This window comes from Dactylosporangium sp. CA-092794, from assembly GCF_050948465.1.
In the GTDB taxonomy this organism is placed as follows: domain Bacteria; phylum Actinomycetota; class Actinomycetes; order Mycobacteriales; family Micromonosporaceae; genus Dactylosporangium.
In genome coordinates this window covers 9,512,498-9,536,430 of record NZ_CP192044.1, presented here as the reverse complement: position 1 = coordinate 9,536,430, position 23,933 = coordinate 9,512,498, and the positions used below count along the sequence as shown (strand labels likewise).

At 73.0% G+C, this 23,933-nt stretch carries 23 protein-coding genes; 10 read left to right on the top strand and 13 right to left on the bottom strand.

Annotated features, from left to right (window positions below; translation table 11 throughout):
• Nucleotides 1-98: 98 nt before the first annotated feature.
• Nucleotides 99-1,214 carry an NAD-dependent epimerase/dehydratase family protein gene (locus tag ACQPXD_RS40765; RefSeq protein WP_432827809.1) on the top strand — a complete coding sequence of 372 codons (1,116 nt, stop codon included), beginning with the start codon at nucleotides 99-101 and terminating at the stop codon, nucleotides 1,212-1,214.
• An 81-nt stretch (nucleotides 1,215-1,295) separates the two neighbouring features.
• Nucleotides 1,296-2,150, top strand: coding sequence for an NAD-dependent epimerase/dehydratase family protein (locus ACQPXD_RS40760; RefSeq protein WP_432827807.1), 855 nt, complete (start codon nucleotides 1,296-1,298; stop codon nucleotides 2,148-2,150).
• A 121-nt stretch (nucleotides 2,151-2,271) separates the two neighbouring features.
• On the opposite strand, the gene ACQPXD_RS40755 is transcribed toward ACQPXD_RS40760, so the two are convergent.
• Entirely contained in the window at nucleotides 2,272-2,667 is a 396-nt protein-coding gene (locus ACQPXD_RS40755) for a DUF2267 domain-containing protein (RefSeq protein WP_432827805.1), read from the bottom strand.
• A gap of 163 nt (nucleotides 2,668-2,830) precedes the next feature.
• On the opposite strand from ACQPXD_RS40755, the gene ACQPXD_RS40750 reads away from it, so the two are divergent.
• Genes ACQPXD_RS40750 through ACQPXD_RS40740 form a run of 3 tightly spaced genes read left to right on the top strand, consistent with a single transcriptional unit; the run spans nucleotide 2,831 to nucleotide 4,895 of the window.
• The gene (locus tag ACQPXD_RS40750; protein WP_432827803.1) at nucleotides 2,831-3,439 is read left to right on the top strand and encodes an Hsp20/alpha crystallin family protein; all 609 of its coding nucleotides are present in this window, start codon (nucleotides 2,831-2,833) and stop codon (nucleotides 3,437-3,439) included.
• 35 nt (nucleotides 3,440-3,474) lie between these two features.
• On the top strand, nucleotides 3,475-4,290 hold the full coding sequence (locus ACQPXD_RS40745; RefSeq protein WP_432827801.1) for a DnaJ C-terminal domain-containing protein: 816 nt from the start codon (nucleotides 3,475-3,477) through the stop codon (nucleotides 4,288-4,290).
• A gap of 29 nt (nucleotides 4,291-4,319) precedes the next feature.
• Nucleotides 4,320-4,895, top strand: coding sequence for an HdeD family acid-resistance protein (locus ACQPXD_RS40740; RefSeq protein WP_432827799.1), 576 nt, complete (start codon nucleotides 4,320-4,322; stop codon nucleotides 4,893-4,895).
• A 52-nt stretch (nucleotides 4,896-4,947) separates the two neighbouring features.
• Here the strand turns inward: ACQPXD_RS40740 and hpxZ are convergent, their stop codons facing one another.
• The 5 genes from hpxZ to atzF are packed head-to-tail and all read right to left on the bottom strand — an operon-like array spanning nucleotide 4,948 to nucleotide 10,094.
• Nucleotides 4,948-5,328: an oxalurate catabolism protein HpxZ gene (gene hpxZ / locus ACQPXD_RS40735; RefSeq protein WP_432827797.1), complete on the bottom strand. Its 381-nt coding sequence runs from the start codon at nucleotides 5,326-5,328 to the stop codon at nucleotides 4,948-4,950.
• A gap of 12 nt (nucleotides 5,329-5,340) precedes the next feature.
• Entirely contained in the window at nucleotides 5,341-6,960 is a 1,620-nt protein-coding gene (locus ACQPXD_RS40730) for a regulator (RefSeq protein WP_432827795.1), read from the bottom strand.
• A gap of 4 nt (nucleotides 6,961-6,964) precedes the next feature.
• Nucleotides 6,965-7,645 carry a cysteine hydrolase family protein gene (locus ACQPXD_RS40725; RefSeq protein ID WP_432827793.1) on the bottom strand — a complete coding sequence of 227 codons (681 nt, stop codon included), beginning with the start codon at nucleotides 7,643-7,645 and terminating at the stop codon, nucleotides 6,965-6,967.
• Between the two features lie 11 nt (nucleotides 7,646-7,656).
• Nucleotides 7,657-8,352, bottom strand: coding sequence for a biuret amidohydrolase (biuH, locus tag ACQPXD_RS40720; RefSeq protein ID WP_432827791.1), 696 nt, complete (start codon nucleotides 8,350-8,352; stop codon nucleotides 7,657-7,659).
• Complete coding sequence (atzF, locus tag ACQPXD_RS40715) at nucleotides 8,349-10,094, bottom strand: allophanate hydrolase (RefSeq protein ID WP_432827789.1); 1,746 nt, start codon at nucleotides 10,092-10,094, stop codon at nucleotides 8,349-8,351. Before atzF ends, biuH begins: the two co-directional genes overlap by 4 nt.
• A gap of 104 nt (nucleotides 10,095-10,198) precedes the next feature.
• Here atzF and ACQPXD_RS40710 point away from each other — a divergent pair, with 104 nt between their 5' ends.
• The gene (locus tag ACQPXD_RS40710) at nucleotides 10,199-10,408 is read left to right on the top strand and encodes a hypothetical protein (RefSeq protein ID WP_432827787.1); all 210 of its coding nucleotides are present in this window, start codon (nucleotides 10,199-10,201) and stop codon (nucleotides 10,406-10,408) included.
• Between the two features lie 842 nt (nucleotides 10,409-11,250).
• Here the strand turns inward: ACQPXD_RS40710 and ACQPXD_RS40705 are convergent.
• Nucleotides 11,251-11,832 carry a TM2 domain-containing protein gene (locus ACQPXD_RS40705; protein ID WP_432827785.1) on the bottom strand — a complete coding sequence of 194 codons (582 nt, stop codon included), beginning with the start codon at nucleotides 11,830-11,832 and terminating at the stop codon, nucleotides 11,251-11,253.
• A gap of 112 nt (nucleotides 11,833-11,944) precedes the next feature.
• On the opposite strand from ACQPXD_RS40705, the gene ACQPXD_RS40700 reads away from it, so the two are divergent.
• On the top strand, nucleotides 11,945-13,684 hold the full coding sequence (locus tag ACQPXD_RS40700; protein ID WP_432827783.1) for an ABC transporter ATP-binding protein: 1,740 nt from the start codon (nucleotides 11,945-11,947) through the stop codon (nucleotides 13,682-13,684).
• A gap of 28 nt (nucleotides 13,685-13,712) precedes the next feature.
• The gene (locus ACQPXD_RS40695) at nucleotides 13,713-14,351 is read left to right on the top strand and encodes a GntR family transcriptional regulator (RefSeq protein ID WP_432827779.1); all 639 of its coding nucleotides are present in this window, start codon (nucleotides 13,713-13,715) and stop codon (nucleotides 14,349-14,351) included.
• Nucleotides 14,352-14,356: 5 nt separating this feature from the next.
• Here ACQPXD_RS40695 and ACQPXD_RS40690 read toward each other — a convergent pair whose 3' ends face one another.
• Together ACQPXD_RS40690 and ACQPXD_RS40685 are read right to left on the bottom strand one after the other, a co-directional pair.
• Nucleotides 14,357-15,715 carry a gluconate:H+ symporter gene (locus ACQPXD_RS40690; protein ID WP_432827776.1) on the bottom strand — a complete coding sequence of 453 codons (1,359 nt, stop codon included), beginning with the start codon at nucleotides 15,713-15,715 and terminating at the stop codon, nucleotides 14,357-14,359.
• 29 nt (nucleotides 15,716-15,744) lie between these two features.
• Entirely contained in the window at nucleotides 15,745-16,260 is a 516-nt protein-coding gene (locus ACQPXD_RS40685; protein WP_432827774.1) for a gluconokinase, read from the bottom strand.
• A gap of 352 nt (nucleotides 16,261-16,612) precedes the next feature.
• Between ACQPXD_RS40685 and tnpC the strand changes: the two genes are divergently transcribed.
• Together tnpC and ACQPXD_RS40675 are read left to right on the top strand one after the other, a co-directional pair.
• Complete coding sequence (gene tnpC, locus ACQPXD_RS40680; protein WP_432824394.1) at nucleotides 16,613-17,755, top strand: IS66 family transposase; 1,143 nt, start codon at nucleotides 16,613-16,615, stop codon at nucleotides 17,753-17,755.
• 8 nt (nucleotides 17,756-17,763) lie between these two features.
• On the top strand, nucleotides 17,764-18,024 hold the full coding sequence (locus ACQPXD_RS40675; RefSeq protein WP_432827772.1) for an IS66 family transposase: 261 nt from the start codon (nucleotides 17,764-17,766) through the stop codon (nucleotides 18,022-18,024).
• A 291-nt stretch (nucleotides 18,025-18,315) separates the two neighbouring features.
• Here ACQPXD_RS40675 and ACQPXD_RS40670 read toward each other — a convergent pair whose 3' ends face one another.
• The 4 genes from ACQPXD_RS40670 to aceB all read right to left on the bottom strand — a co-directional run bounded on the left by ACQPXD_RS40670 (nucleotide 18,316) and on the right by aceB (nucleotide 23,806).
• Nucleotides 18,316-19,536, bottom strand: a complete 1,221-nt coding sequence (locus tag ACQPXD_RS40670) for a (Fe-S)-binding protein (protein ID WP_432827770.1) — start codon at nucleotides 19,534-19,536, stop codon at nucleotides 18,316-18,318.
• Between the two features lie 62 nt (nucleotides 19,537-19,598).
• Nucleotides 19,599-20,792, bottom strand: a complete 1,194-nt coding sequence (locus ACQPXD_RS40665; protein WP_432827768.1) for an FAD-binding oxidoreductase — start codon at nucleotides 20,790-20,792, stop codon at nucleotides 19,599-19,601.
• A gap of 3 nt (nucleotides 20,793-20,795) precedes the next feature.
• Nucleotides 20,796-22,253, bottom strand: a complete 1,458-nt coding sequence (locus ACQPXD_RS40660; protein ID WP_432827766.1) for an FAD-linked oxidase C-terminal domain-containing protein — start codon at nucleotides 22,251-22,253, stop codon at nucleotides 20,796-20,798.
• Nucleotides 22,250-23,806, bottom strand: a complete 1,557-nt coding sequence (gene aceB, locus ACQPXD_RS40655) for a malate synthase A (protein ID WP_432827764.1) — start codon at nucleotides 23,804-23,806, stop codon at nucleotides 22,250-22,252. Before aceB ends, ACQPXD_RS40660 begins: the two co-directional genes overlap by 4 nt.
• Nucleotides 23,807-23,933: the final 127 nt, after the last annotated feature.

Sequence of the window (23,933 nt, the reverse complement as noted above, 5' to 3'; positions counted from 1 at the left end):
CCATGATCGCGGCGCGAGGATCTTACGAGGAACTGACCAACCATTACGAACCGCGAACTTGCCCGGTGCGCCGCGCCGGCGCGCCATAGTGTGAGCGCATGCGCATCCTCGTCACCGGCGGCGCCGGGTTCATCGGCGGTCATGTCGCGGCGGCCATGCGCGCGGCCGGGCACGAGGTCGTCGTGCTCGACGCGCTGCACCCGACCGCACACCGCGCGCCCGCCGGGTCCGCCGCGCCCCCCGCGCCCGCCGCGCCCGGCGGCTCCGCCACGCTCGTCGGGTCCGTCGGGTCCGTCGGGTCCGCACCGCAGGGGCCGTTCGTCCGCGCCGATCTGCGCGATGCCGCCGCCGTCGAGGCCGCGCTCGAAGGGATCGACGCGGTCGTGCACCAGGCCGCCGTCGTGGGCATGGGCGTGGATCTGGCCGACCTCCCGGAGTACGCCGGCTGCAACGACCTCGGCACCGCCGTGCTGCTCGCCGCCATGGCCAAGGCCGGGATCGGCCGGCTCGTGCTGGCCAGCTCGATGGTCGTCTACGGCGAGGGCGCCTACACCTGCCCGCGGCACGGCCCCACCCCGCCGGCCGACCGGACCGCCGCCGACCTCGCGGACGGGCGGTTCGAGGCCCGCTGCCCCGCGTGCGGGGCCGCGCTCGAGCCGGGCGAGGTCGACGAGGACGCGCCGCTGCGGCCGCGCAGCGTGTACGCCGCGACCAAGACCGCGCAGGAGCACCTGGCGCTCGCCTGGGCGGCCGTGACCGGCGGGTCCGTCTTGGCGCTGCGGTACCACAACGTGTACGGCCCCGGCATGCCGCGCGACACACCGTACAGCGGGGTCGCCGCCATCTTCCGGTCCGCGCTCGAGGCCGGCCGGGCGCCGCGGGTCTTCGAGGACGGCGGGCAGCGCCGCGACTTCGTGCACGTCTCCGACGTGGCCGCGGCCAACCTGGCCGCCCTGGCGGCGACCGCGGACGGGGCGGGCTTCCGGGCGTACAACGTCAGCTCGGGAAAACCGACGACGGTCGGTGCGATGGCCGCCTCGCTGGCCGCGGCGATGTCCGGGCCGGAGCCCGTCGTCACGGGCGAGTTCCGGGCGGGTGACGTGCGGCACGTGGTCGCCTCGCCCGCGCGGGCGCGGCGCGACCTCGGCTTCGTCGCGGCGATCGGTCCGCAGGAGGGCATGCGCGAGTTCGCGGGCGCGCCGCTTCGGGGATGACGGGGGATGGCCGTTATTCCCACCCGCGGGGGAGGGAATGGTCACGCGGCGGGGTGGTCCGGTGCGCCTTAGGGTCGGGCCATGAGGATCGTACTGACGGGCGGGACCGGGTACATCGGGTCCGCCGTGCTGCGGCAGTTGGTGGGCGCCGGGCATGCGGTGAGCGCGCTCGTGCGCGGGGACGAGGCCGCGGCCAAGGTGGGTAAGGCCGGCGCCGAGCCGGTGGTGGGCGACCTGTTCGACACCGGGTGGGTCGCGGAGCGGTTCGCCGCCGCGGACGGCGTGGTGCACCTGGCGGCCACCGGCGGCCCCGACAATCCGCGGTTCGACGCGGGCATCGTGGCCGCGGCGGGACAGGGGCTGGGCGGGACGGCGAAGCCGTACGTGCACACCAGCGGCATCTGGCTCTGGGGCGACAATCCGGCCATCACCGAGGAGGCGCCGCCCGCGCCGCCGGCGTTGACCACGTGGCGGCTGGACGTGGAGCGGCAGGTGCTCGACGGCGGGCTGGCCGCCACGATCGTCGCGCCCGGCATCGTCTACGGGCACGGCGGCGGCATCCCGGCGGGCGTGCTCGCCCCGGCGCGGGACGAGGCCGGGCGGGTGCGGCTCGTCGGCGACGGGTCGCAGCACTGGACGACGGTGCACGTGGAGGACGTCGCCGCGCTGTACCGGCTGGTCGTGGAGCGCGGCGAGGGGCTCGGGCGGCTGATCGCCGCCTCCGGCGCGAACCCGGCGGTCCGCGAGATCGGCGAGGCCGCCTCGGGCGGGGCCGGCGTGGCCGCGGAGACCGTGGAGGAGTCCCGGGGGCGGCTGGGCTCGCTGTTCGCCGATGCGCTGCTGCTCGACCAGCAGGCCACCGGGGAGAAGGCCCGCTCGCTCGGCTGGAGCCCGTCCGCGCCGTCGCTGCTGGACGACCTGCGCGCGGGCCGCTGAACCAGAAGGTCGTCGCATCAGAGGTCGCTCCGCTGCAAAAGGTTGCCGGGGAAACGGCGCCGGAGACAAGACGGGGAGCGCGGTCGAGGGGCCGCGCTCCTGTGGTTTGGTACGGCCGCGATCAGACCGGCAGCAGCGAGGCGTCCGACTCCGTCAGCGCCAGCACGTCGCTGGTCAGCGGCTGGTAGACGCGGCGCAGCAGGGCCGGGTCGCAGGCGCCGGCGACCGCCGCGAAGACCGCGCGGGCCAGCCGCTCCGCCTCCGCCGGCTCCACCGCGGCCCGCGCCGCCACGTCGGCCAGGAAGTCCAGGTGTACCTCCTGGTCGTAGAGGTGCTGGTAGGACCAGAGCGGCTCGGCCAGTGTCGGCGGCAGCTCCGCCGCCAGCTGGTGCACCCAGCCGTCGGGCAGCCGGTTGGCCAGCGCGTGCAGCACGCCGCGCAGCGCCCGGCGGGCGCTCTCGGGATCGGTGATGCCGGTCTTGTCGCGTACCTCCGCGATGAAAACGTCTTCGTACATGCCGCGAACGCTGCCGGGGCGGTAGGTGAGCGGCCATCACTCGGCGGGGACGGGCCGCTCCCGGGCGGGCCGCGGGTCATCCGGGCCGGGTGGGACCGCCTCACCCGCCGCTCGCCCAGCATGGCGACGTACCCGCAGCCCGCATCACTTGGGAGACGTCACCATGACACTGCTGGTCACCCGCCCCCGCCGATCGCTTTCCATGTACCCGGCCATGGGCCTGCCCGTGACGGGCGGCGCCCCCGTCGACATCGAGGAGACCGCCGACGCCTTCCGGGTCGACCTGGACCTGCCCGGGGTCGCCCCCGACGACGTGCAGATCGAGCTGCGCGACGACGAGATCCGGGTCTACGGCACGTTCGGCGAACGCCCGCGCGAGGGTACCTTGCGCCACCACGCGCGGCGGACCGGAGAGTTCGAGTACCTCATCGCGCTCCCCGGCGAGGTGAACCCCGACGGCGTGTCGGCCGACCTGGACGGCGGCGTGCTCACCGTCCTGGCGCCGAAGGCGCACGAGCGGCAGGCGCGGCGGATCGAGGTACACCAGAAGCAACAACGGGTCGTCGAGTCGACCTCGACGCCCACCGAGGAGCCCGCCCAGGTCCGGACCCCGGACGACTCCGGCGAACGGCAGCTCAAGGAGCCCGACAATCCCGCCGCCGCGGCGAAACAGATGAAAGAAGGCCAGTCCAGACGCGGGTCGGCCAGCCAGCGGGCCGGCTCCACGGGCACGGGCAGCACCGGCCAGGTCGGCCGCACCTCGATGCGCTGAGGCGGGCCAGCCGGACCCGGGGCGGGGCGGACCGTATGGCCGTCGAGATCCGCGACCCCTACGAAGTGCTGGGCGTGGCCCGCGGCGCCGGCCGCGACGAGATCCAGCGAGCCTACCGGCGGCTGGCCCGCCGGTTCCATCCCGACGTCAGCCCGGAGCCGGGCGCGGAGGAGCGGTTCAAGGAGATCACCGCCGCCTACCGCGTGCTGGCCGACCCGAAACGGCGCCGGGAGTACGACACGGCGCGCCCGGCGCGGCACCAGAAGTACCACGGCCGCGTCGACACCGACCTGTCCGGCGGGCTGTTCCGCGGCTCCGCGACGCGCGGCGCGGACGCGCGGGCCGAGCTCGTCGTGGGCGTGGAGACCGCCTACACCGGCGGCCGGCGGCGGGTCACGCTCGACGGCCCGGCGGGGCGGCCGCGGCAGTACGACGTGCACGTCCCGGCCGGCGTGGTCGACGGCGCGTGCCTGCGGCTGCCCGGGCAGGGCTCCCCGGGCGCGCGCGGCGGACCGGCCGGCGACCTGCTGCTGGTGGTACGGCTGGCGCCGCACCCGCGGCTGAAGGTGTCCGGCCGCGACGTCATGGTCGAGGTCGCGGTCAGCCCGTGGGAGGCGGCGCTGGGCTCGGTCGTCCCGGTCGGCACGCCCGCCGGCGAGCTGCGCCTCGACGTGCCGGCCGGCTCGTCCTCGGGCCGCCGGCTGCGCCTGCGCGGCCAGGGCCTGCCCAACCCGCGCGGCGCGCCCGGTGACCTGTTCGCGGAGATCCGCATCGTGGTGCCGGAGCGGCTCACCCCCGGCGAGGAGGCGCTGTACCGCTCGCTCGCCCGCGAGTCGCCCCGCACGTTCTAGCTCACCGACCAGGAAGGCAGGGGATCACAATGCTGAAGAGAGAAGCGTGGCTGCTGGGCATCCGGGGCGTGCTCGCGATCGTGTTCGGCATTCTCGCGGTGGTCTGGCCGGGGGTGACCGTGATCGCGCTCGCGCTGCTGTTCGGCATCTTCGCCATCGTGACCGGCGTCGAGCAGCTCGTGCACGCGATCCGCCCGTCGCCCGGGCCGTCGAACCCGGTCACCGGCTTCGCCGACGGCACCGGGCCGCGCCTGGCCCGCGGGATGGCCGGGGTCGCGGGGATCGTGCTGGGCATCCTCGCGCTCGTGTGGCCGGGGATCACGGCGATCGCGCTGGCCGTGGTGGTCGGGGTGTGGGCGGTGCTCACCGGGCTCGCCGACCTGTGGCTGGCGACCCGCCAGCACGGCGGCTGGTCGCTCGCCCTCATCGGCGCCCTGGCGATCGTCGCGGGGCTGTTCATCATGATCCGGCCCGCCGCGGGAGCGCTGGCCATCGCCTGGGCGATCGGGTTGTACGCCATCATCAGCGGCGTGCTGCTGCTGGTCGCCGCCTACCAGCTCACCCACCAGGGCACCGGCCGCGGCCGTATGGCCGCCGCGCACTGAGCGCCGCACCCGGCCGGGCGGCGCGGCCCGCACTCGCGGCCGCGCCGACCGCTCAGCGCAGCTCGTGGGAGACGTGGGCGTGGACGATGCGCCAGCCCACCGGGAAGCGGACCCAGGTCTGCGACTGCCGGCCCGGGCGGTCCTCCTGGCCGGGGTAGTCGAACATCGTCGTCACCGTGGCCAGGTCCGAACCGAAGACGGTGACCTTCGTGTCGTACAGGCGCCGTCCGGGCGGCAGCGGGGGCTGCGCGGCGCGCCACGCGTGCAGCTGGGCCGCGCCGGTCTGGCGGTCCGCGACGCCGAACCGGGTGACCGACTCGGCGTCCCAGAACCATTCACCGAGCGCCCTGACGTCGTTCGCGACGAGCGCCTTCTCGTAGTCGGTGAAGGCGGCCGCCACCTCCGCCACGACGTCAGGGCGATCGATGTCCATTGTGGAGTCCTCCTAGGCGGCGGCCGGGGCCGGGACGGGTTCGGGTGCGGCGGCGGGAGCCTCGCCGTGCAGGCGGTCGAGCTCGATCTCGTCGGGGTCCTTCGGCCGCGGGGTGGGGCGGGTCAGCGCGAACAGCCCGCAGACCACGGCGATGAACAAATAGCCTAGCGCCACCGGACCGTTTTCGTTCCACGCGACCTTTTCGCCGTGGATCAGGCCGACGAAGGCCAGGACCGCGCCCGCCATGGCGAAGATGCCGGCGTGGATGAACCGTTTGTCGATGATGAACGCCACGATCGAACCGAGCACCAGGCCGGCCAGGATCGCGCCCTGGCCGAGGGTCAGCAGGCCGGTGTACACCACGCCGTTGCCCTCCAGGGCCGCCTCGCCGACCTTTGCCGCCGTGGTGCCGGCGGCGGCGAGGGAGTTGTCGATCTGGCCGGTCGCCCACTGCGCGATGTTCGGCACCAGGGCCGCGATGACCGCCGCGGCGTGCGCCTTCGGCGTGAACTGGAACGCCTGTGCGCCGATGAGCAGACCGATGTACAGCAGGATCGGCACGATCGCCGGCATCGGGAAGATCGCGCCGAGCAGACCGAACATGCTCAGGAAGCACAGCACCGCGATGACGATGCCGGTGGCCATCGAGTAGCCGTTGCGCCCGCCGGCCTTCTTCCAGCCGGGGTGGCCGACGTAGACCGCGGGCGGGAACGGCGAGCCGAGCGCGGAGCCGATGATCGCGCCCGCGCCGTCGGCGAGCAGGACGCTACGCAGGTTGTAGTTGTCGCCCGCGGCGGCGGCACTCTCCACGTTGGACATGCCCTCGGTGAAGTTGTACACGCCGAGCGGGATCGCGGTGGCCAGCAGCGGCGCCACGTCGGACAGGCCGGAGAACAGCAGGTTGAGGTGGAAGCCGGGCAGGGCGAAGCCGACGTCGTGCGCGGCGGCGCTGACCGCGTTGCCGTCCATGGCGCCGCCGATCCACCCGATCGCGGTGCCGAGCAGCAGCGCGGCCAGGCCGATCGGGAAGTTGCCGGGCAGCTTCGTGTTGGTGAGCAGACCGATGAGCAGCAGCGCGAAGACCGGCAGGGCGACCCAGGCGAGGTTCCACATGCGGGCGGCCGGCAGCATCGAGATGAACGTGATGGAGATGCCGGCCAGGGTGCCCAGCAGGGCGGCGCGCGGCGCGTGGCGGCGGATGTACGGGCCCACGAAGGCGCCGATCAGCACGATGACGCCGATGATGAAGGCCCACGCCAGGCCGGCCTTCCACGCCTTGGTCGGGTCCTGCGTCTTGAGGTACACCGGCAGCATGATGACGAAGATGACGATGAACATGTGCGGGACGCTGGGCCCGTAGGGCAGGGCCGTCACGTCGGTGCGGTTCTCCCGCCGGCCCAGCCGCCGGGCCAGGAACGTGTAGTACACGTTGCCGACCACCAGCGCGATGCCGAGCGCCGGCAGGATCGCGTGGAACACGTCGTGCTCGCTGAGCTTGACCACGCCCAGGCACAGCGCGGTCAGCGTCAGCACGTTGACCAGGACGTTGACGCCGAAGCCGAAGAAGGCGTTCGTGTCGCCGCGCACCCACCAGGGGATCTTCAGTGCCGGGGTTTCGGTAGCCGTTGCCATGTGGTCACGTCCTCGAAAGCGTGGTTTGGAGGGCGGCGATGAACGCCGGGGACTCGCCGACCCAGCCGAAGATGCCGCCCTGCGCGGCGATCATCTTCAGGCCGGTCGCCTGGAACTCCGGGAAGTACGAGCCGACGCAGTCGGCGAGCACGAGGCACTCGTACCCGCGGTCGTTGGCCTCCCGGACGGTGGTGTGCACGCAGACCTCGGTCGTGACGCCGGTGACGACGAGGCTGCGGATCCCCTTGGCGGTCAGCATCTCGCCGAGTTCGGTCGCGTAGAACGCGCCCTTGCCGGGCTTGTCGATGACCGGCTCGCCCGGGGCCGGGGCGAGCTCGTCGATGATGTCGTGGCCGCGCTCGCCGCGGATGAGGATGCGCCCCATCGGCCCGGGCGCGCCGATGCGCATGCTGGGGTCGCCGCGGTTGAGCTTCGCGGGCGGGCAGTCCGACAGGTCGGGCAGGTGCCCCTCGCGGGTGTGGATGATCGGCAGGCCGGCCGCGCGGCACGCCACGAGCAGCGCCGCGGTCGGTTCGATGGTCCGGCGCAGCTGGGAGACGTCGTTGCCGAGCGTCTCGCCGAAGCCGCCCGGCTCCAGGAAGTCGCGCTGCATGTCGATGACGAGCAGCGCCGTCGAGGCCGGGTCGAAGGTGTACGGACCCGGGAGTGCGTCGACAGTGGCCACAGTAGACACTCCTAAATGGATGTTGCGGCGATGACGTCGTCCGAGGTGGCGACGCAGCCGAAGACGCCGCCCTGCATGGTGACCATGTGCAGCGCGGCCGCGTGGTTGCCCGGGTCGGTGGCGCCGGTGCAGTCCGACAGGATCAGGCACTCGTAGCCGCGGTCGTTCGCCTCGCGCATCGTGGTGTGCACGCAGACGTCGGTGGTGATGCCGGTCAGGATGATGTGCGTGATGCCGTGCGTGCGCAGCACCAGGTCGAGGTTCGTGGCGTAGAACGCGCCCTTGCCCGGCTTGTCGACGACCACCTCGCCGGCGACCGGGGCCACCTCGGGCACGATCTCCCAGCCCGGCTCGCCCTTGATGAGGATCCGTCCACAAGGGCCGGTCGAGCCGATCTCGGCGCCGATCTGGGCCGAGCGCCAGCGCTTGTTGGCCGGCAGGTCGGACAGGTCGGGGTCGTGGCCCTCGCGGGTGTGCACGACCAGCATGCCCAGGCCGCGCACGTGGTCGAGCAGCTTCGCGGTGGCCGGCAGGCCGGCCCGGGTCAGGCCGATGTCGTAGCCCATGCTGTCCACGTAGCCGCCCGGCCCGCAGAAATCGGTCTGCCAGTCGATGCACAGCAGGGCCGTGCGCTCGGCCGGCACCTGACCGTCGTACGGCCAGGCGTACGGCTTCGCGCCGACGACCGGGCCGATGGTTGCGCTCATGGTCCCTCCTCCAACCGGTGTGCCCGCCAGCCGCCGCTGGCGGTGATGTCGCGCGCGTCCGCCGCGGCGTACGCCTCGCACAGAAAGCCCTTGATGTCGGCACCGTCCTGAGTGGACACGTACCCGATCGACAGCGGCGGCAGGACGCTGGCCAGCAGCGCGCCCAGCGCCGCGCTCGGCAGCCGCCAGATCTCCACCTCGATCGGCGGCCCGCCGCCCGCCGCCACCCGGACCAGCCCCGGCACGCCGTGCGGCAGCCGGTAGAGCCGGTAATGGTCCGCGGTCCGGGTCGTGCGCACGAACCGCCCGCCGAGCGCGACCAGTTCGCCGCTGCGCGCCTCGCCGCGCATGTGGAGCCCGACCACCGCGATGTCCATCTCGGACGGTCCGGGTTCGGGGGGTACCCCCGGAGCCGCGCCGCTCAGCGCGCCCGCGAGCGCCAGCAGCGTCGGCTCGCTGAACGCCGGGCCGATCAGCGACAGGCTCGCCGGCCGCCCGTCGGCGGTGTGCCCGTTCGGCACCGTCACCGCGGCGAGGTCGAGCAGGTTGGCGAACTGCGTGTACCGGCCGAGTATCGCGTTGCGGCGCAGCGGATCCGCGGCGATCTCGTCCAGGGTGTACGTCGTGGGGATGGTCGGCAGCGCCAGCACGTCGATCCGCTCGAACAGCCGCGCGGCCGCCGCCTGCAGCTCGCGCAGCCGGTGCTGGGCGCGGAACGTCTCGGTCGCGGAGAAGCGCCGCCCGCCGCCGAGGATGCCGCGGGTCAGCGGGAGCACCTCGTCGGCGTGCTCGCGCAGGAAACCCTCCAGGTCGGCGAGGCGTTCGGCGACCCACGGCCCCTGGTACAGCAGGGCGCCGGCCTCCAGCAGCGGCTCCAGGTCGACGGTCTCGGCCTCGCCGGTGAGCCGGGCCAGCGCCACGCAGCCGCCGACGTACCGCTCGGCCTGGCCACGGTCGCCCTCGAAGTTCAAGGTCTCCGGGCGGGCGACGCCCAGCCGTACCGTTTCCGGGCTCCTTGCGGTTCTGCCGGCCGGCGCCGCCCGCGACCACGGGTCGTCCTCGTGCGCCCCGGCCACCACGTCGAGCACGGTCGCCGCGTCGGCCACGTTGAGCGCGAAGACCGACACGCAGTCCAGCGACCGGCAGGCGGGCACCACGCCGAGCGTGCTGAGCAGGCCCGGGGTGGGCTTGAGCCCGACGATGCCGTTCAGCGCGGCCGGCACCCGCCCGGACCCGGCGGTGTCGGTGCCGAGCGCGAAGGCGACCAGCCCGGCCGCCACCGCGACCGCCGACCCGCTGCTGGAGCCGCCGGCGATGAGCCCGCCGCCGTAGACGCTCTCGACCGCGCCGTACGGCGAGCGGGACCCGGTCAGCCCGGTGGCGAACTGGTCGAGGTTGGTCTTGCCGACCAGCATGGCGCCCGCGGCGAGCAGGCGCTCGACGACCGGCGCGGACCGCTGGGCGGTGTATGCGAACGCCGGACAGCCCGCCGTGGTCTCCATCCCGGCCACGTCAATGTTGTCCTTGACCGCGAACGGTATTCCGTAGAGCGGCAGATGCTCCTTACCCTGGAGCTCCGCCGCCCGACGGCGCAGCGCCTCCGGCGCCACCCGGCTGATCCACACCCCGGGCGGCGCCTCGGCGGCGCCGGCCTGCTCGGCCACGTCGCCCACCGCGAGCACCCCGCGCCGGTAGCCCTCCAGCAGCGCGGCGATCCCATTGAGCGTGGCGGTCCTGGTCATACTGTCGATTGTCGACAATCCTGTTACGCTGAGCGACCCGCCTTGTAACGCATTGATGTCCGACCGCTCTCAAACCCCGCGCCGACGTCGGCTACGCGACGCTCGTGAGCCGCTTGTCCGTGTCGCGCGTGACGCCCGGCATGGAGACGAATCTGGTGGACTGCCCGGAGTGCGGCCTGCCCGCGACCAAGCGCTCGGACGGCTGGCTGGCGAGCACGCACGGCCCGGTCGAGCACGTCCGCCTGCGCTGCATCCTGGGCCACCGCTTCTTCGGCCCGACGGACATCCTGCTGCACCGCCGCCGCCCCCACTGACCCGCCCCGCCGTCCACCCGGACCCGGGCCGGCGCGGTAAGGGACGCGGCGGGTCAATTCGGGCGGCGGCGTGTCGACCGCCAGCTCGATGGTCGACTGGGTCGCCGACAAGAGCGCACTCTGGCACCCGCTTCGACCGGAAGTCTCCGCGATCATGCCGGACTCGCGATCGACACCACCGGTTTTTCATGATCACGGAGAGATTATGTACACCCGTGTACCTTATGTCTCCGCGATCATGGCAAACCCGTGGTGCGGCCGTGGCAACACGCATGATCACGGAACATTCGTGCACTCAGCTCGCCCGCATCGGGGGTTCTCACCCTTGGCGAACAATGGGACAGGCCTACCCGAATCCGGTTAGACAGCGACGATTCGGTCACGGAAACCGGCACAGACGCCGGGCGAGATCGGCGCGACCGGGCCAACGCCAGCGGCTCGGTCCCGATGAACGCGGCCCCGCGCGGCTTGACCGTGGCGGTGTGGCCCGAGCGGCCGTGATGGCGGGGCGGTGCGACCCCAGCAGTGCGGCCGGGCGGTGCCGGCCTCGGTTCAGGTCGGTGCGGCCCCGCGCGTCTTCACCGTGGTGGTGCGGCCGGGGTAGCGGTGGTGCGGACCCGGAGGTGGGGCCGGGCAGCGCCGGGGCTCGCTCGGTGCTGGTCGGCGCGGCCCCGCGCGCCTTGACCGTGGTGGCGCGGCCTGGGCGGCTGGTGCGCGGCCAGGGCGGCGGCGGGGCCCCGGCGGTGCGGTCCGGGGCAGCGGCGGGCCTGGGGCGGCGGCGGGTCCGGGCCGCCGGCGGGGCGGTGCGGTCCGGGCGGTGCGGTCCGGGGCGGCGGGGCGGGTCAGTTGGGGCGTAGCGGGCGGCCCTGGCCGTCGACGGGGCGGCCGGCGAGCATCATGATGCCGTCGATGAGGAACCAGATCCACAGGCCGCCGGTGATGACGAAGGGGAAGAGCAGGAGGAAGCCGCACCAGAAGGCGACCCAGCCGACGACGACGCTCAGGATGAGCTGGGCGACGCCGAGGGCGATGTTGCCGGCGTAGAGGCGGCCGATGCCGCCCAGGGCGAAGAAGAAGGCGGGCAGGAGTTGGAGCAGGCCGGCGACGAGCTTGCTCTTGTCCGAATACGGCTGGCCGGTCAGCGGGTCGTAGGCGACGACGGCGGGGACGGCGATCGGGTAGCCGGCGGGCTGGGCGTAGGCGGCCTGGCCGTAGGGGGCGTAGCCGCCCGAGGTTGGGACGCCCGAGGTCGGCGGGAGCTGGTAGGCCGTCGAATACGGCTGGCCGGAGGCGGGCGGGGCGGACATCGGCGGCGCGGGCAGGGCGGGCTGGCCGTAGGGGTCGGGCTGCTGATATGGCGAAGGCTGGCCATACGGGTCCTGCGGTGCGTATGGGTTGGGGGGTCCGTATGGGGGCTGCGTCATGGGGTGGAGGTTACAGGGTGGGTACGACAGTTTTCGCCCCCGATTCGGCTGTGACGCGGTCGACGGTTCGCCCGACTTCCCAGGTCCGGGCGGGCGCCAAAGAATGACCGGTATGGAATTCGACGGGCGTCGCCCGGTGCGCACCACGTTCCGCTTGCTGGCGCCGAGCCGGTGGCGGCTCGTGCTGGCCACGCTCGCGTTCGCGGTGAAGGACAGCCCGATCTGGCTGCTGCCCGTGATCACCGCGAATATCATCGACGTGGTCGTGCAGCACCGGCCGATCACCCAGCTGTGGCTCAACGCCGGCGTGCTCGCGGTGATCGTGCTGCAGAACATTCCGATGCATCTGGTGTGGGTACGTCAGATGAGCCTCATCGTGCGCCACCTGGGCATGGATCTGCGCTCGACGCTGGCGGGGCGGCTGCAGCAGCTGTCGATCGGGTTCCACACGAAGGCGGGCGCGAGCCTGCTGCAGACCAAGCTCGTCCGCGACGTGGAGAACGTCGAGGTCATGCTGCAACAGGTGGCCGCCTCGGGTACCTCCGCCGTATTGACGCTGGTGGGCGCGATGGTGCTCACGGCGATCCGGGTGCCGCAGTTCGTGCCGCTGTTCCTGCTCGTCGTCCCGTGCACGGCCGGCCTGGTCGCGATGGTCCGGCGCCGTTCCGGGGCGCGCAACGAGGAGTTCCGGCGCCGGGTCGAGGAGCTGTCCGCGCGCGTGGACGAGATGGCGCACCTGATGCCGATCACCCGCGCGCACGCGCTGGAGCAGGAGGCGGTGCACCGGTTGCGCGGCACCGTGGAAGGGGTGCGCGCGGCCGGCCTGCGCCTCGACCGGGTCAACGGCCGCTTCGGCGCGATGTCCTGGGTCACCTACCAGCTGCTCGGCGCCGCCTGCCTGATCGGCGCCGGCTGGGCCGCCTGGACCGGCTTCGCGCCGGTGAGCGCCGGCGACGTGGTCCTGCTCAGCTCGTACTTCGCGGTGCTCACCAGCTCGGTCATCGGCCTGTTCGGCCTCGCGCCGATCGTCACCAAGGGGCTCGAGTCGATCCGGTCGATCGGCGAGGTACTGTCCGCGCCCGACCTGGAGCTCAACGAGGGCAAGCAGCGGGTGAGCGCCGTGCGCGGGGCGATCGAGCTGGAGCGCGTCGGCTACCACTACCCCGAGGCCGCGGCACCCGCCCTCGCGGACATCAGCCTGTCGGTCGCCGAGGGCGAGACCATCGCGTTCGTCGGGCCCTCGGGCTCGGGCAAGTCGACCATGCTGAACCTGCTCATCGGGTTCATCCGGCCCACCGAGGGCCGCGTGCTGCTCGACGGCGCCGACATGGAGCGCATCGACCTGCGCAGTTATCGGAAACACGTTTCGGTGGTACCCCAGGAGCCGGTCCTCTTCGACGGCACCGTCTGGGACAACGTGACCTACGGCCTGCGCGGCATGACCGAGGAGCGGGTGACCCGGGCGCTGGCCGACGCCAACGCGCTCGCGTTCGTCGAGGACCTGCCGCACGGCTGGGACACGCTGGTCGGCGAGCGCGGCGCGCTGCTGTCCGGCGGCCAGCGCCAGCGGCTGGCGATCGCCCGGGCGCTGGTGCGCGACCCGCGGGTACTGCTGCTGGACGAGGCGACGTCGGCCCTCGACAGCGAGTCCGAGGCCCTGGTCCAGCAGGCCCTGACCCGGCTCATGCGGGGCCGCACCACGTTCGTCGTCGCGCACCGCCTGGCCACGATCCGTAACGCCGACCGCATCGCGGTGCTCGACCGCGGCCGCCTGGCCGAGCTGGGCACCCACGCCGAACTGGTCGCCGCGGGCGGCCTGTTCGCCCGCCTCCACGGCCTCCAGGCCGTGTGAGGATGAGGGCATCTGCCACACTGGTTGTATGAAGGAGACCGAGGAGCTGGCCAGCGCTAGCCTGGTCGAGCTCGCGGTGTCCCGGCTGACCCGGGAGATTCTCGGCGGCGGCACCGAGCCGGGCGAGCGCCTGGTCGAGGAGCAGCTCACCCGCCGCTTCGGCATCAGCCGCGCTCCGCTGCGCGAGGCGCTGCGCCTGCTGGCGCAGCAGGGCCTGGTCGAGCACATGCCGCGCCGCGGCGCGCGGGTCGCGATCCTCTCCGACGGCGACATCCAGGAGCTCTACGCGGTCCGCGACGTTCTGGAGCGCCACGCCGTCACCACCACCCCGCCCGGCGCCGACCTGGCCGGCGTCGCCGACGCGATGAAGGCGATGCAGGAGGCCGACGCCCGCGGCGACCGCTTCGACATGGCGACCGCGCACCGCGAGTTCCACGTGGCGGTGGTGGCGCTGGCCGGCAACCGCCAGCTCGGCCTGGTCTACGAGTCGATCCTGGTGAAGATCCAGTTGTACATGGCGCTGAACCTGCGCCGCGAGGCCGAGGTGGCCCGCCCGCACGACGGCGTGCACCGCCACGAGCGCCTCTACGACGTCGTCTCGTCCCGCGACCCGGACACCATCCTGGCCGCCCTCGACGAGCACGGCGCCCGCTTCTACCTCGACTGAGCGGATCAGACGAAGGCGCCCAGCAGCAGGATCAGGACGATCGAGACGACGGAGATGATCGTCTCCATGGCGGACCAGGTCTTGAAGGTCTCGCCGACGGTCATCCCGAAGTACTCCTTGACCAGCCAGAAACCGGCGTCGTTGACGTGCGACAGGAACAGCGAGCCCGAGCCGATCGCCAGGGCGAGCAGGGCCGTGTTGGTGCCGGGCAGCTGGGCGAGCAGCGGCGCCATCAGGCCGGCCGCGGTGACCGTGGCGACCGTCGCCGAGCCGGTCGCCAGCCGGATGCCGACCGCGATCAGCCAGCCCAGCAGCAGGGCCGAGATGCCGCTCGCCGCGGCCGCCTTGCCGATCGCGTCGCCGATGCCGATCGCCACCAGGGTCTGCTTGAAGCCGCCGCCCGCGCCGATGATGAAGATGATGCCGGCGATCGGCAGCAGGCTCGCCCCGACCAGGTCGCCGACCTGGGAGCGGGTGAAGCCGCGCAGATAGCCGAACGTGAACAGGGCCACCAGCACCGCCAGCAGCAGGGCGACGAACGGGTCGCCGAGCGGGTCCAGGACGGTGCGCACCGGGTTGCCCTGCGCCGCGGTGATGTCGGCGATGGCGCGGCCCAGCATGAGTACCACCGGAAGCAGAACGGTGAACAGCGTGAGAGCGAAGCTCGGCCGGTTGCCGGTGCGTTGCTCACGCTCGCCGCTGAACTGGGCAACCAGCCGTTGCGGCGGCACCGGGTGCACAAACCGGGCCACCCAGATGCCGTAGAGCGGGCCGGCCACGACGACCGTCGGGATGGCGACGATCAGGCCGTACAGCAGCGTCTGACCGAGATCCGCGTGCAGCGCCGAGATCGCGATCAGCGGCCCGGGGTGCGGCGGCACCAGGCCGTGCATCACCGACAGGCCGGCCAGCGCGGGAATGCCGACCCGCACGATCGAGTCCTGGGCCCGGCGCGCGACCAGGAAGATGACCGGGATCAGCAGCACGACGCCGACCTCGAAGAACAGCGGGATGCCGATGATCATCGCGATCAGCGCCATGGCCCACGGCAGGCGGGCCCGGCCGGACCGGCTCACGATCGTGTCGACCACCTGGTCGGCCCCGCCCGAGTCGGCGAGCAGCTTGCCGAGGATCGTGCCGAGCGCGACGAGGATGCCGACGCCGCCGAGGGTACTGCCGAAGCCGGACTCGAAGCTGCTGATGGTCTTCGCCGCGCCGAGCCCCGCGCCCAGCCCGACGACGGCGCTGCCGAGGATCAGGGACAAGAACGGATGGATTTTGTACCGCGTGATCAGCACCACGATGACCGCGATGGCGACCAGGGTCCAGATGACCAGCGCCGTGTCGTGCAGCGTCCAGTTCATGGCGGGCACCTCCCGGGTCGGCCCGGCGGTCAGGTCACGTCGGGGTGGGCCTTCAGAATCGCCTCGACGATCTCGCCGGGCGGCGGCTCGACCGACACCGTGGTCGCGCCCTCGTCCGGTGCCGGCGGCTCCAGGTCGGCGAACTGGCTGTCGAGCATCTCCACGCGCATGAAGTGGCCGTGGCGGGCCGCGAGCCGGCGCATGATCAGCTCGCGGGAGCCCTCGAGGAACACCACACGCACCTGCGGGCGGCCGCGGCGCAGCCGGTCGCGGTAGGCGCGCTTGAGCCCGGAGCACGACACGACGCCCGGCTCGCCGGCGGCGGCGCGCTCGTCGATCCACCGGCCGATCGCCTCCAGCCACGGGACCCGGTCGGCGTCGTTGAGCGGGATGCCGGCCGACATCTTGTCGACGTTGGCGGCGGGGTGGAAGTCGTCGGCCTCGGCGTAGCGCCAGCCGAGCCGGCCCGCCAGCAGCGCACCGACCGTCGTCTTGCCGGTGCCGGCGACACCCATGACGATGAATACGGGCGGCGCGTCTGGCATGCCGACACCGTACCCGCGCGCCCGCCGCACCACACATCCCATCCCACGGCCCGCCTCCACTCAGCGCGCCGATCGGTGCCGATAAATCCGGACATTTACGAAATGTCGCGGCGGCGGAGGTTGTGGATGTCCAGCTTGTCGGGCGCGGCATCCGATCGGCGCGGCCCGGGCGGCTGTATTGCGGCTGTATCGCGGCTGTATGTCTCCGTGATCATGATGCCCGCGGTGACCGCACACCGGGTTTGCCATGATCCCGGAGACTTGCGGTACACGGGTGTACATCAGCGTAACTATTCAGGTGGTTGGCGGCAGGGACTTGATCGTCTGGGTGGTTTAGGGCACGGTGTCCGTTGTGAGTGCCGGTCCGCGTCCCAGCTATGACGAGTTGGCGGCGTTGGTGGTGGTCCAGGCTGAGCAGATCGCGGTGTTGCGGGCGCGGGTGGCGGAGTTGGAGCGGCGGTTGGGGCTGGACTCGCACAACTCGTCGAAGCCGCCGTCCTCGGATGGGCTGGGGAAGCCGGCGCCGCGGTCGCAGCGGCGGGCGGCGGGCCGCCGGGCGGGCAAGCAGCCCGGCGCGCCGGGTGCGGCGTTGACACAGGTGGATGAGCCGGATGCGGTGGTGGATCACCGGCCGGTGGCGTGCGCCGGGTGCGGTGAGGTCCTGGCCGGTGTCGCGCCGGTCGGGTTCGAGGCGCGGCAGGTGTTCGACCTGCCGCCGATGCGCTTGGCGGTGACCGAGCACCGGCTGTGGCGGTGCGCCTGCGCGTGCGGGACGCACACCACAGCCGCGGCGCCGGTGGGGGTGGACGCGCCGGCGCAGTACGGGCCGTCGATCGCGGCCCTGACGGTCTATCTGCTGGTCGGCCATCACACGCCGGTGGACCGTACCGCGCAGATCCTGGCTGATCTGTTCGGTGCGGCGCCGTCGGCGGGGTGGATCGCCGGGCTGACCGGGCGCGCCGCGACCCGGCTGACCGGCTTCACGCAACGGCTGCGGCAGGTCCTGCGCACCGCGGCGGTGGTGCATTTCGACGAGACCGGGCTGCGGGTGGCCGGCCGGCTGCGGTGGCTGCACGTGGCCTGCACCCCGCTGGGCACCTTCTACCACCTGGACGACAAACGCGGCCGGGACGCCATCGACGTCATCGGTGTGCTCACCGCGCTGGGCGCGGGCCAGACCGCGGTCCACGACGGCTTCAAGTCGTACCTGCACCCCGCCTACGACACCGCCGGGCATGCCTTGTGCAACGCTCACCACCTGCGGGAACTGGACGGCTGGGCCGAACACGACCCGGCCCACACCTGGGCCGGGACCCTGGCCGGGCTGCTCCGCGAGGGCAAACACCAGGTCAACCAGGCCGTCGCCGCCGGCCGGGACCGTCTCGACCAGACCGTCCTGACCGATCTGCTGCACCGCTGGGACCAGGCCGTCCAGGCCGGCTACGCCGCCAACCCACCCCCACCAGCGGCGGCCGCGGCAAGATCCTCGCGCTGATCGACCGGATGCACGGATTCCGGCGCGAGATCTGGCGCTTCGCCCACACCTTCACCGTCCCGTTCGACAACAACCAAGCCGAACGCGACATCCGCATGGTCAAAATCCAGCAGAAGATCTCCGGCGGCTGGCGCACCCCCCACGGCGCCCAGCACTGGCTGACCGTGCGCAGCTACGTCTCCACCGTGCGCAAAAACGGCCTGCACGTCCTCACCGCCCTGCGCGACGCCCTCACCGGCAACGCCTGGCTCCCACCCCAACCTGAATAGTTACACATCAGCACTCCGTGATCATGAAAAACCGTTGGTGTCGATGCCGGGTGCGCATGATCGCGGAGACTTCTGGTCGCTGCGGCATGCTTCGCGGTGCGCGGCGTCCGACATGTGGGACGTGATCGCCGACCGTGCCCCGGGTTTGGGACGCGCAGGCCGGGCACCACGTGGTCGCCAGCGAGTGCGGCGGGGCGCGGCGGGCGGCGCACGGCAGGCGGTGCGGTTGGTGAGGCGCGGGCGGCGGGCGGGCGGTGCGGCGGGGGGTCGGGGGAGGGGCAGGGCGATGGGTCAGGGGCGGACGCCGCGGATTGAGGCGTCGAGGACCTCCGCGGTGTGGGCCAGGCGGAGCGGCCGGCCGGCGCGGTGGGCCGCGGCCGAGATCTGCATCAAGCAGCCCGGGTTGGCGGTGACCAGCAGCGACGCTCCCGTGGACAGGACGTCGCGGGCCTTGCGGTCGCCCAGTTGTGCGGCCGGGCCCGGGTTCAGGATGTTCCAGATGCCGGCCGAGCCGCAGCAGATCTCCGCGTCCGGGATCTCGCGCAGTTCCAGGCCGGGGATGGCGCGGAGCAGAGTCCGGGGCTGGGTGCGGATGCCCTGGGCGTGCGCCAGGTGGCAGGCGTCGTGGTAGGCGGCGACGACCGGGATCGGGCGGCGCGGCGCCACCGGGCCCAGTTCGGTCAGGAACTCCGAGAGGTCGCGGACCTTCGACTGCAGCGCCAGAGCGCGCGAATCCGAAGGTAGCAGCGAAGCGATCTCCTTCAGCGCCGAGCCGCAGCCGGCCGCGTTGACGACCAGGGCGTCCACGTCGGCGAACGTGTCCACGATGCCCGCGGCGAAGCGGGCCGCCTCCTCCTTCCGGCCGCTGTGCAGGCTGAGCGCGCCGCAGCAGCCCTGGGCGGCGGGGATGACCACGTCGCAGCCCTCCGCGGCCAGTACCCGCGCGGTCGCCGCGTTGACCGACGGGAAGAACGCCTGCTGGACGCAGCCGGTGAGCATGCCGACCCGGGCGCGGCGGCGGCCGAGCGCGGGCACGAGCGGCGGCAGCGGCACCGCGCGGCGCACGGGCGGGGCCAGGTCGAGCAGCGTGCGCAGGGTCGCCGGGAGGCGCCGTTTGAAGGGCGTTCCGAGGATGCGGTACCCCACCAGAGGTGCCTTCGCGAGCCGCAGGCGCTCGGCGTAGGGGAACAGGGCGAACACCGCCGCGCGCAGCGCCCGGCCGGCCGGCGGGCGGACCTGCTCGACCATGGTGCGGGTCTCGGTGATGAGCTCGTCGTATCGCACCCCGGACGGGCAGGCGGTCACGCACGCCATGCAGCCCAGGCAGGCGTCGAAGTGGCCGGCCATGGTCTGGGTCAGCGGCTCGCCCTGCGACTCCTGCAGCATGAGCTGGATGCGCCCGCGCGGGGAGTCCATCTCCTCGCCCCACAGCACATACGTCGGGCAGGTCGGCAGGCAGAAACCGCAGTGCACGCAGTCACTGATGAGCTCGTCACGCTCGCGCTCGGGCATCAGATGCCCCCAAAAAGATCGCAGCCGGGCATCAGATGCCCCGAGAAAGTCGCGGCCGGGCATCAGATGCCGCCTACGAAACGGCCGGGGGCCAGGGTGCCCGCCGGGTCGAACTGGTCCTTGACCCGGCGCATCAGGTCGAGGCCGTCGACGTGGCCCCACATGTCGACGCGGCCGCGGACCGTGGGCGGGGCGGTCAGCACCACGCAGTGCCCGGCGCCGGCCCGGGCGGCCGCGCGCAGGTCGCTGACCACGCCGGCGACGATGCCCGGGTCGGTTCCGGCGGGCAGGCCGGCGTAGAGCACGCCGGTGCCGGCCGAGCCGCGCACCCGCATGGGCACGTCGTGCAGCTGGGCGGTCACGCCGGCGGCGGTCAGCAGATACGGCACCCGGGACAGCGCGCAGGTGAGCTTCAGGCCGACGTCGCCGGGCGCGAACGGGTATTCGCCCCAGCCCGGCGGCGGCGCGTCGGACGGCGCGGCGTCGGCGCCGAGCAGCTTCTCCAGGTCGGCGGCGCGCTGGGTGACGCCGGCCGGCACGCCCTCGACGAGCGCGGTGACGGTCAGCGGGCCGGTGCCGGTGGCCATGTCGACCTCCAGGGCGCTGGGCACGACCTGGGCGCCGAGCACCGCGGACACGGCCCGGCCGGCCTCGTCCGGACCGTCGGCGGTGGCCGAGACGAAGCGGCGGGCGGCGGGCAGCGGATGCAGCCGGAAGGCGCACTCGGTGATCACGCCGAGGGTGCCGTACGAGCCGGCGACGAGCTTGCCGAGGTCGTAGCCGGCGACGTTCTTGACCACCTTGCCGCCGGCCCGGGCGATCACGCCGTCGGCGCGCACCACCGTGACGCCGATGAGCAGGTCGCGGACCGTGCCGTAGAGCATGCGCCGGGGGCCGGAGGCGTTGACCGCGACGGTGCCGCCGACGGTCGCGCCGGGCAGCGGCTCGTCCAGCGCCAGCTGCTGGCCGGCCGGGCGCAGCGCCTCCTGCACCTCGCGCAGCGGCGTGCCGGCCCGCACCACGGCGACCAGGTCGCCGGCGGCGTGCTCGACCAGGCCGCAGACGCCCGCCATTTCCAGGATCAGGTCGAGCCGCGCCGGCGGCAGCGCCCAGTCCTGCCGGGTGCCGGCGCCCCGGGCGACCAGCGCCAGGCCGTCCTGCGCCGCGCCCCGCACGACGTCGGCGACCTCGGCGGTCGACGCGGGCGACGCCACCGCCGCGGCAGGCACACCGGCGATATCGTCGAGCACCGTCATGGCTCAGAACACCTCCGTGACGCCTGGCTCGTGCAGCGGATGGGTGCCCTTGCGCCGGCCCGGGACCTCCCCGCACAGCCGCGGGGTCGGAAACACCTTGCCGGGGTTGGCCAGGCCCAGCGGGTCGAAGGCGCACCGCAGCAGCTGCATCGTTTCGAGGTCTGCCGAGGTGTACATCCGGGGCAGGTGTTTGGCCTTGTCGACCCCGACCCCGTGCTCACCGGTGATCGACCCGCCGTGCTCGACGCAGATCTCGAGGATCGCCCCGGACACCGTCTCCGCGCGCTCCGCCTCCCCGGCGACCGCCTCGTCGAACAGCACCAGCGGGTGCAGGTTGCCGTCGCCGGCGTGGAAGACGTTGGCGACCCGCACGCCGTGCTCGTGGGCCAGCTCGCCGATGCGGGTCAGCACCTGCGGCAGCGCGGTGCGGGGGATGACCCCGTCCTGCACGATGTAGTCGGGGGAGATCCGCCCGACCGCGGCGAACGCCGACTTGCGGCCCTTCCAGAACAGTGCCCGCTCGGCGTCGTCGGCGGCGATGCGGATCTCGAAGGCGCCGTGCGCGCGGCAGAAGTCCTCCACGGCGGCGAACTGCGCGTCGACCTCGGCGGCCGGCCCGTCGAGCTCCACGATGAGCACCGCGCCGGCGCCGTCGGGGTAGCCGCAGCGCACCGCCGCCTCGGCCGCCTCGATCGCCAGGGCGTCCATCATCTCCACCGCGGCGGGCACCACGCCGGCGGCGATGATCGCCGAGGTGGCGGCGCCGGCGTCGTCGGTGCCGCGGAACGCCGCCAGCAGGGTGCGCACGGTCTCGGGCAGGCGCACCAGGCGCACCGTCACCTCGGTCGCGATGCCCAGGGTGCCCTCGGAGCCGACGAAGGCGCCGAGCAGGTCGTAGCCGGGGGCGTCGGGCGCCCGGCCGCCCAGGCGGACCAGGTCGCCGTCCGGCGTGACGATCTGCACCCCGGTGACGTGGTTGGTGGTGAAGCCGTACTTCAGGCAGTGCGCCCCGCCGGAGTTCTCCGCCACGTTGCCGCCGATCGAGCAGATCTGCTGGCTGGACGGGTCGGGCGCGTAGTAGTAGCCGTGCGGGTTCGCGGCCCGGCTGACCTGCAGGTTGATCACGCCCGGCTCGAGCACGGCCCGCTCGTCGTGCGGCGCCACCTCGCGGATCGCGCGCAGCTGCGAGGTGACGATGAGCGCGCCGTCGGCGTGCGGCAACGCCCCGCCGGAGAGCCCGGTGCCGGAGCCGCGGGCCACGAACGGCACGCCGTGCGCCGCGCACGCGCGCACCACGGCGGCGCACTCCTCGGCGGTGCGGGGGAGCAGCACGATGCCCGGGACGACCCGGTAGTGGGCCAGGCCGTCGCACTCGTAGGTGCGCAGCTGCTGCCGGTCCGTGAGCACCTGGTCCGCGCCCAGGAACCCTCGGACGGCGGCGGCGAGCGCGTCGAGGCTCATGGCATCCGTTGGTACGCCGGAATGGTCAGAAAGTCCACGAAGTCGTCGGCCACGGCCACCTCCATGAACAGGGCCCTCGCCGCGGCGTGGTCGCCGCCGAGCTTGGCCAGCTCCTCGCCGGCGATGCGCTCGACCAGCTCGGCGGTCACCGGCTCGCCGGTGTCGTCGAGCGCGATGCCGTTGTGCAGCCACTGCCAGACCTGCGAGCGCGAGATCTCGGCGGTGGCCGCGTCCTCCATCATGTTGAAGATCGCGACCGCGCCGGTGCCCTTGAGCCAGGCGTCGAGATACTGCACGCCGACGCTGACCGCGTTGCGCAGCCCGGCCTCGGTGTGCCCGCCCGGGGTCTGCGCGACGGCGAGCAGGTCGGCCTCGCTCACCGACACGTCCTCGCGGAGCCGGTCGAGCTGGTTGGGCCGGTCCCGCAGCGCGGCGTCGAAGATCTCCCGGCAGACCGGCACCAGGTCGGGGTGGGCGACCCACGAGCCGTCGAAGCCGTCGCCCGCCTCGCGGGTCTTGTCCGCCGCGACCTTCTCCAGCGCCACCCGGTTGACCTCGGGGTCGCGCCGGCTGGGGATGAACGCGGCCATGCCGCCGATCGCGTGCGCGCCGCGCTTGTGGCAGGTGCGCACCAGCAGTTCGGTGTAGGCGCGCATGAACGGCACCGTCATCGTCACCGAGTTGCGGTCGGGCAGCACGAACTCCTTGCGGTCGCGGAACTTCTTGATGACGCTGAACATGTAGTCCCACCGGCCGGCGTTGAGCCCCGCGGAGTGCTCGCGCAGCTCGTAGAGGATCTCCTCCATCTCGAACGCGGCCGGGAAGGTCTCGATGAGCACGGTGGCGCGGATGGTGCCGGCCGGGCGGCCGTGGCGCTGCTCGGCGAAGGTGAACACGTCGTTCCACAGCCGGGCCTCGAGGTGCGACTCCATCTTCGGCAGGTAGAAGTAGGGCCGGGTGGCGGCGTGGTTGTGGAAGAAGTACAGCCCGAAGTCGGTCAGCGAGCCGGAGGTCGGCTCGCCGCCGACCAGGATGTGCTTCTCCGGCAGGTGCCAGCCGCGGGGCCGCATCACGATGGTCGGCCGCGGGCCGTCGCCCAGCGCGTAGGACTTGCCCTCGGGCGAGGTGTAGGCGAGCGTGCCGGCGATCGCGTCGCGCAGGTTGAGCTGGCCCTCCACCACGTTGCTCCACAGCGGGGTGTTGGCGTCCTCGTGGTCGGCCAGCCACACCTTGGCGCCGGAGTTCAGCGCATTGATGGTCATCTTCGCGTCGGTCGGCCCGGTGATCTCGACCCGGCGGTCCTGCAGGCCCGGCGCGGGCTCGGCGACCCGCCAGTCGCCCTCGCGCACGGTGAGCGTCTCGGGCAGGAAGCCCAGCGTGCCGCCGGCGGCGAGCGCGGCCTCCCGCTCCTTGCGCAGGGCGAGCAGCTCCCGGCGCCGCCCGTCGAATTCGCGATGCAGCTCTGCCAGGAAACTCAGAGCCTCCTGGGTGAGGATCTCGGAGTAGCGATCGCCGAACGGTCCGGTAATCTCGACGCCCGTAGCGTTGCCCATACGACCGACCTTAGGCCATTTCCGGCGGGACCCGGTGGGTACCGAAGGACGTGTGGTATGGGAAGCTCTGCCGAACGAAACTCAGGTCCGTCCCGTGCCGGGCCGTCCACCAGGGGAGTCGACGAAC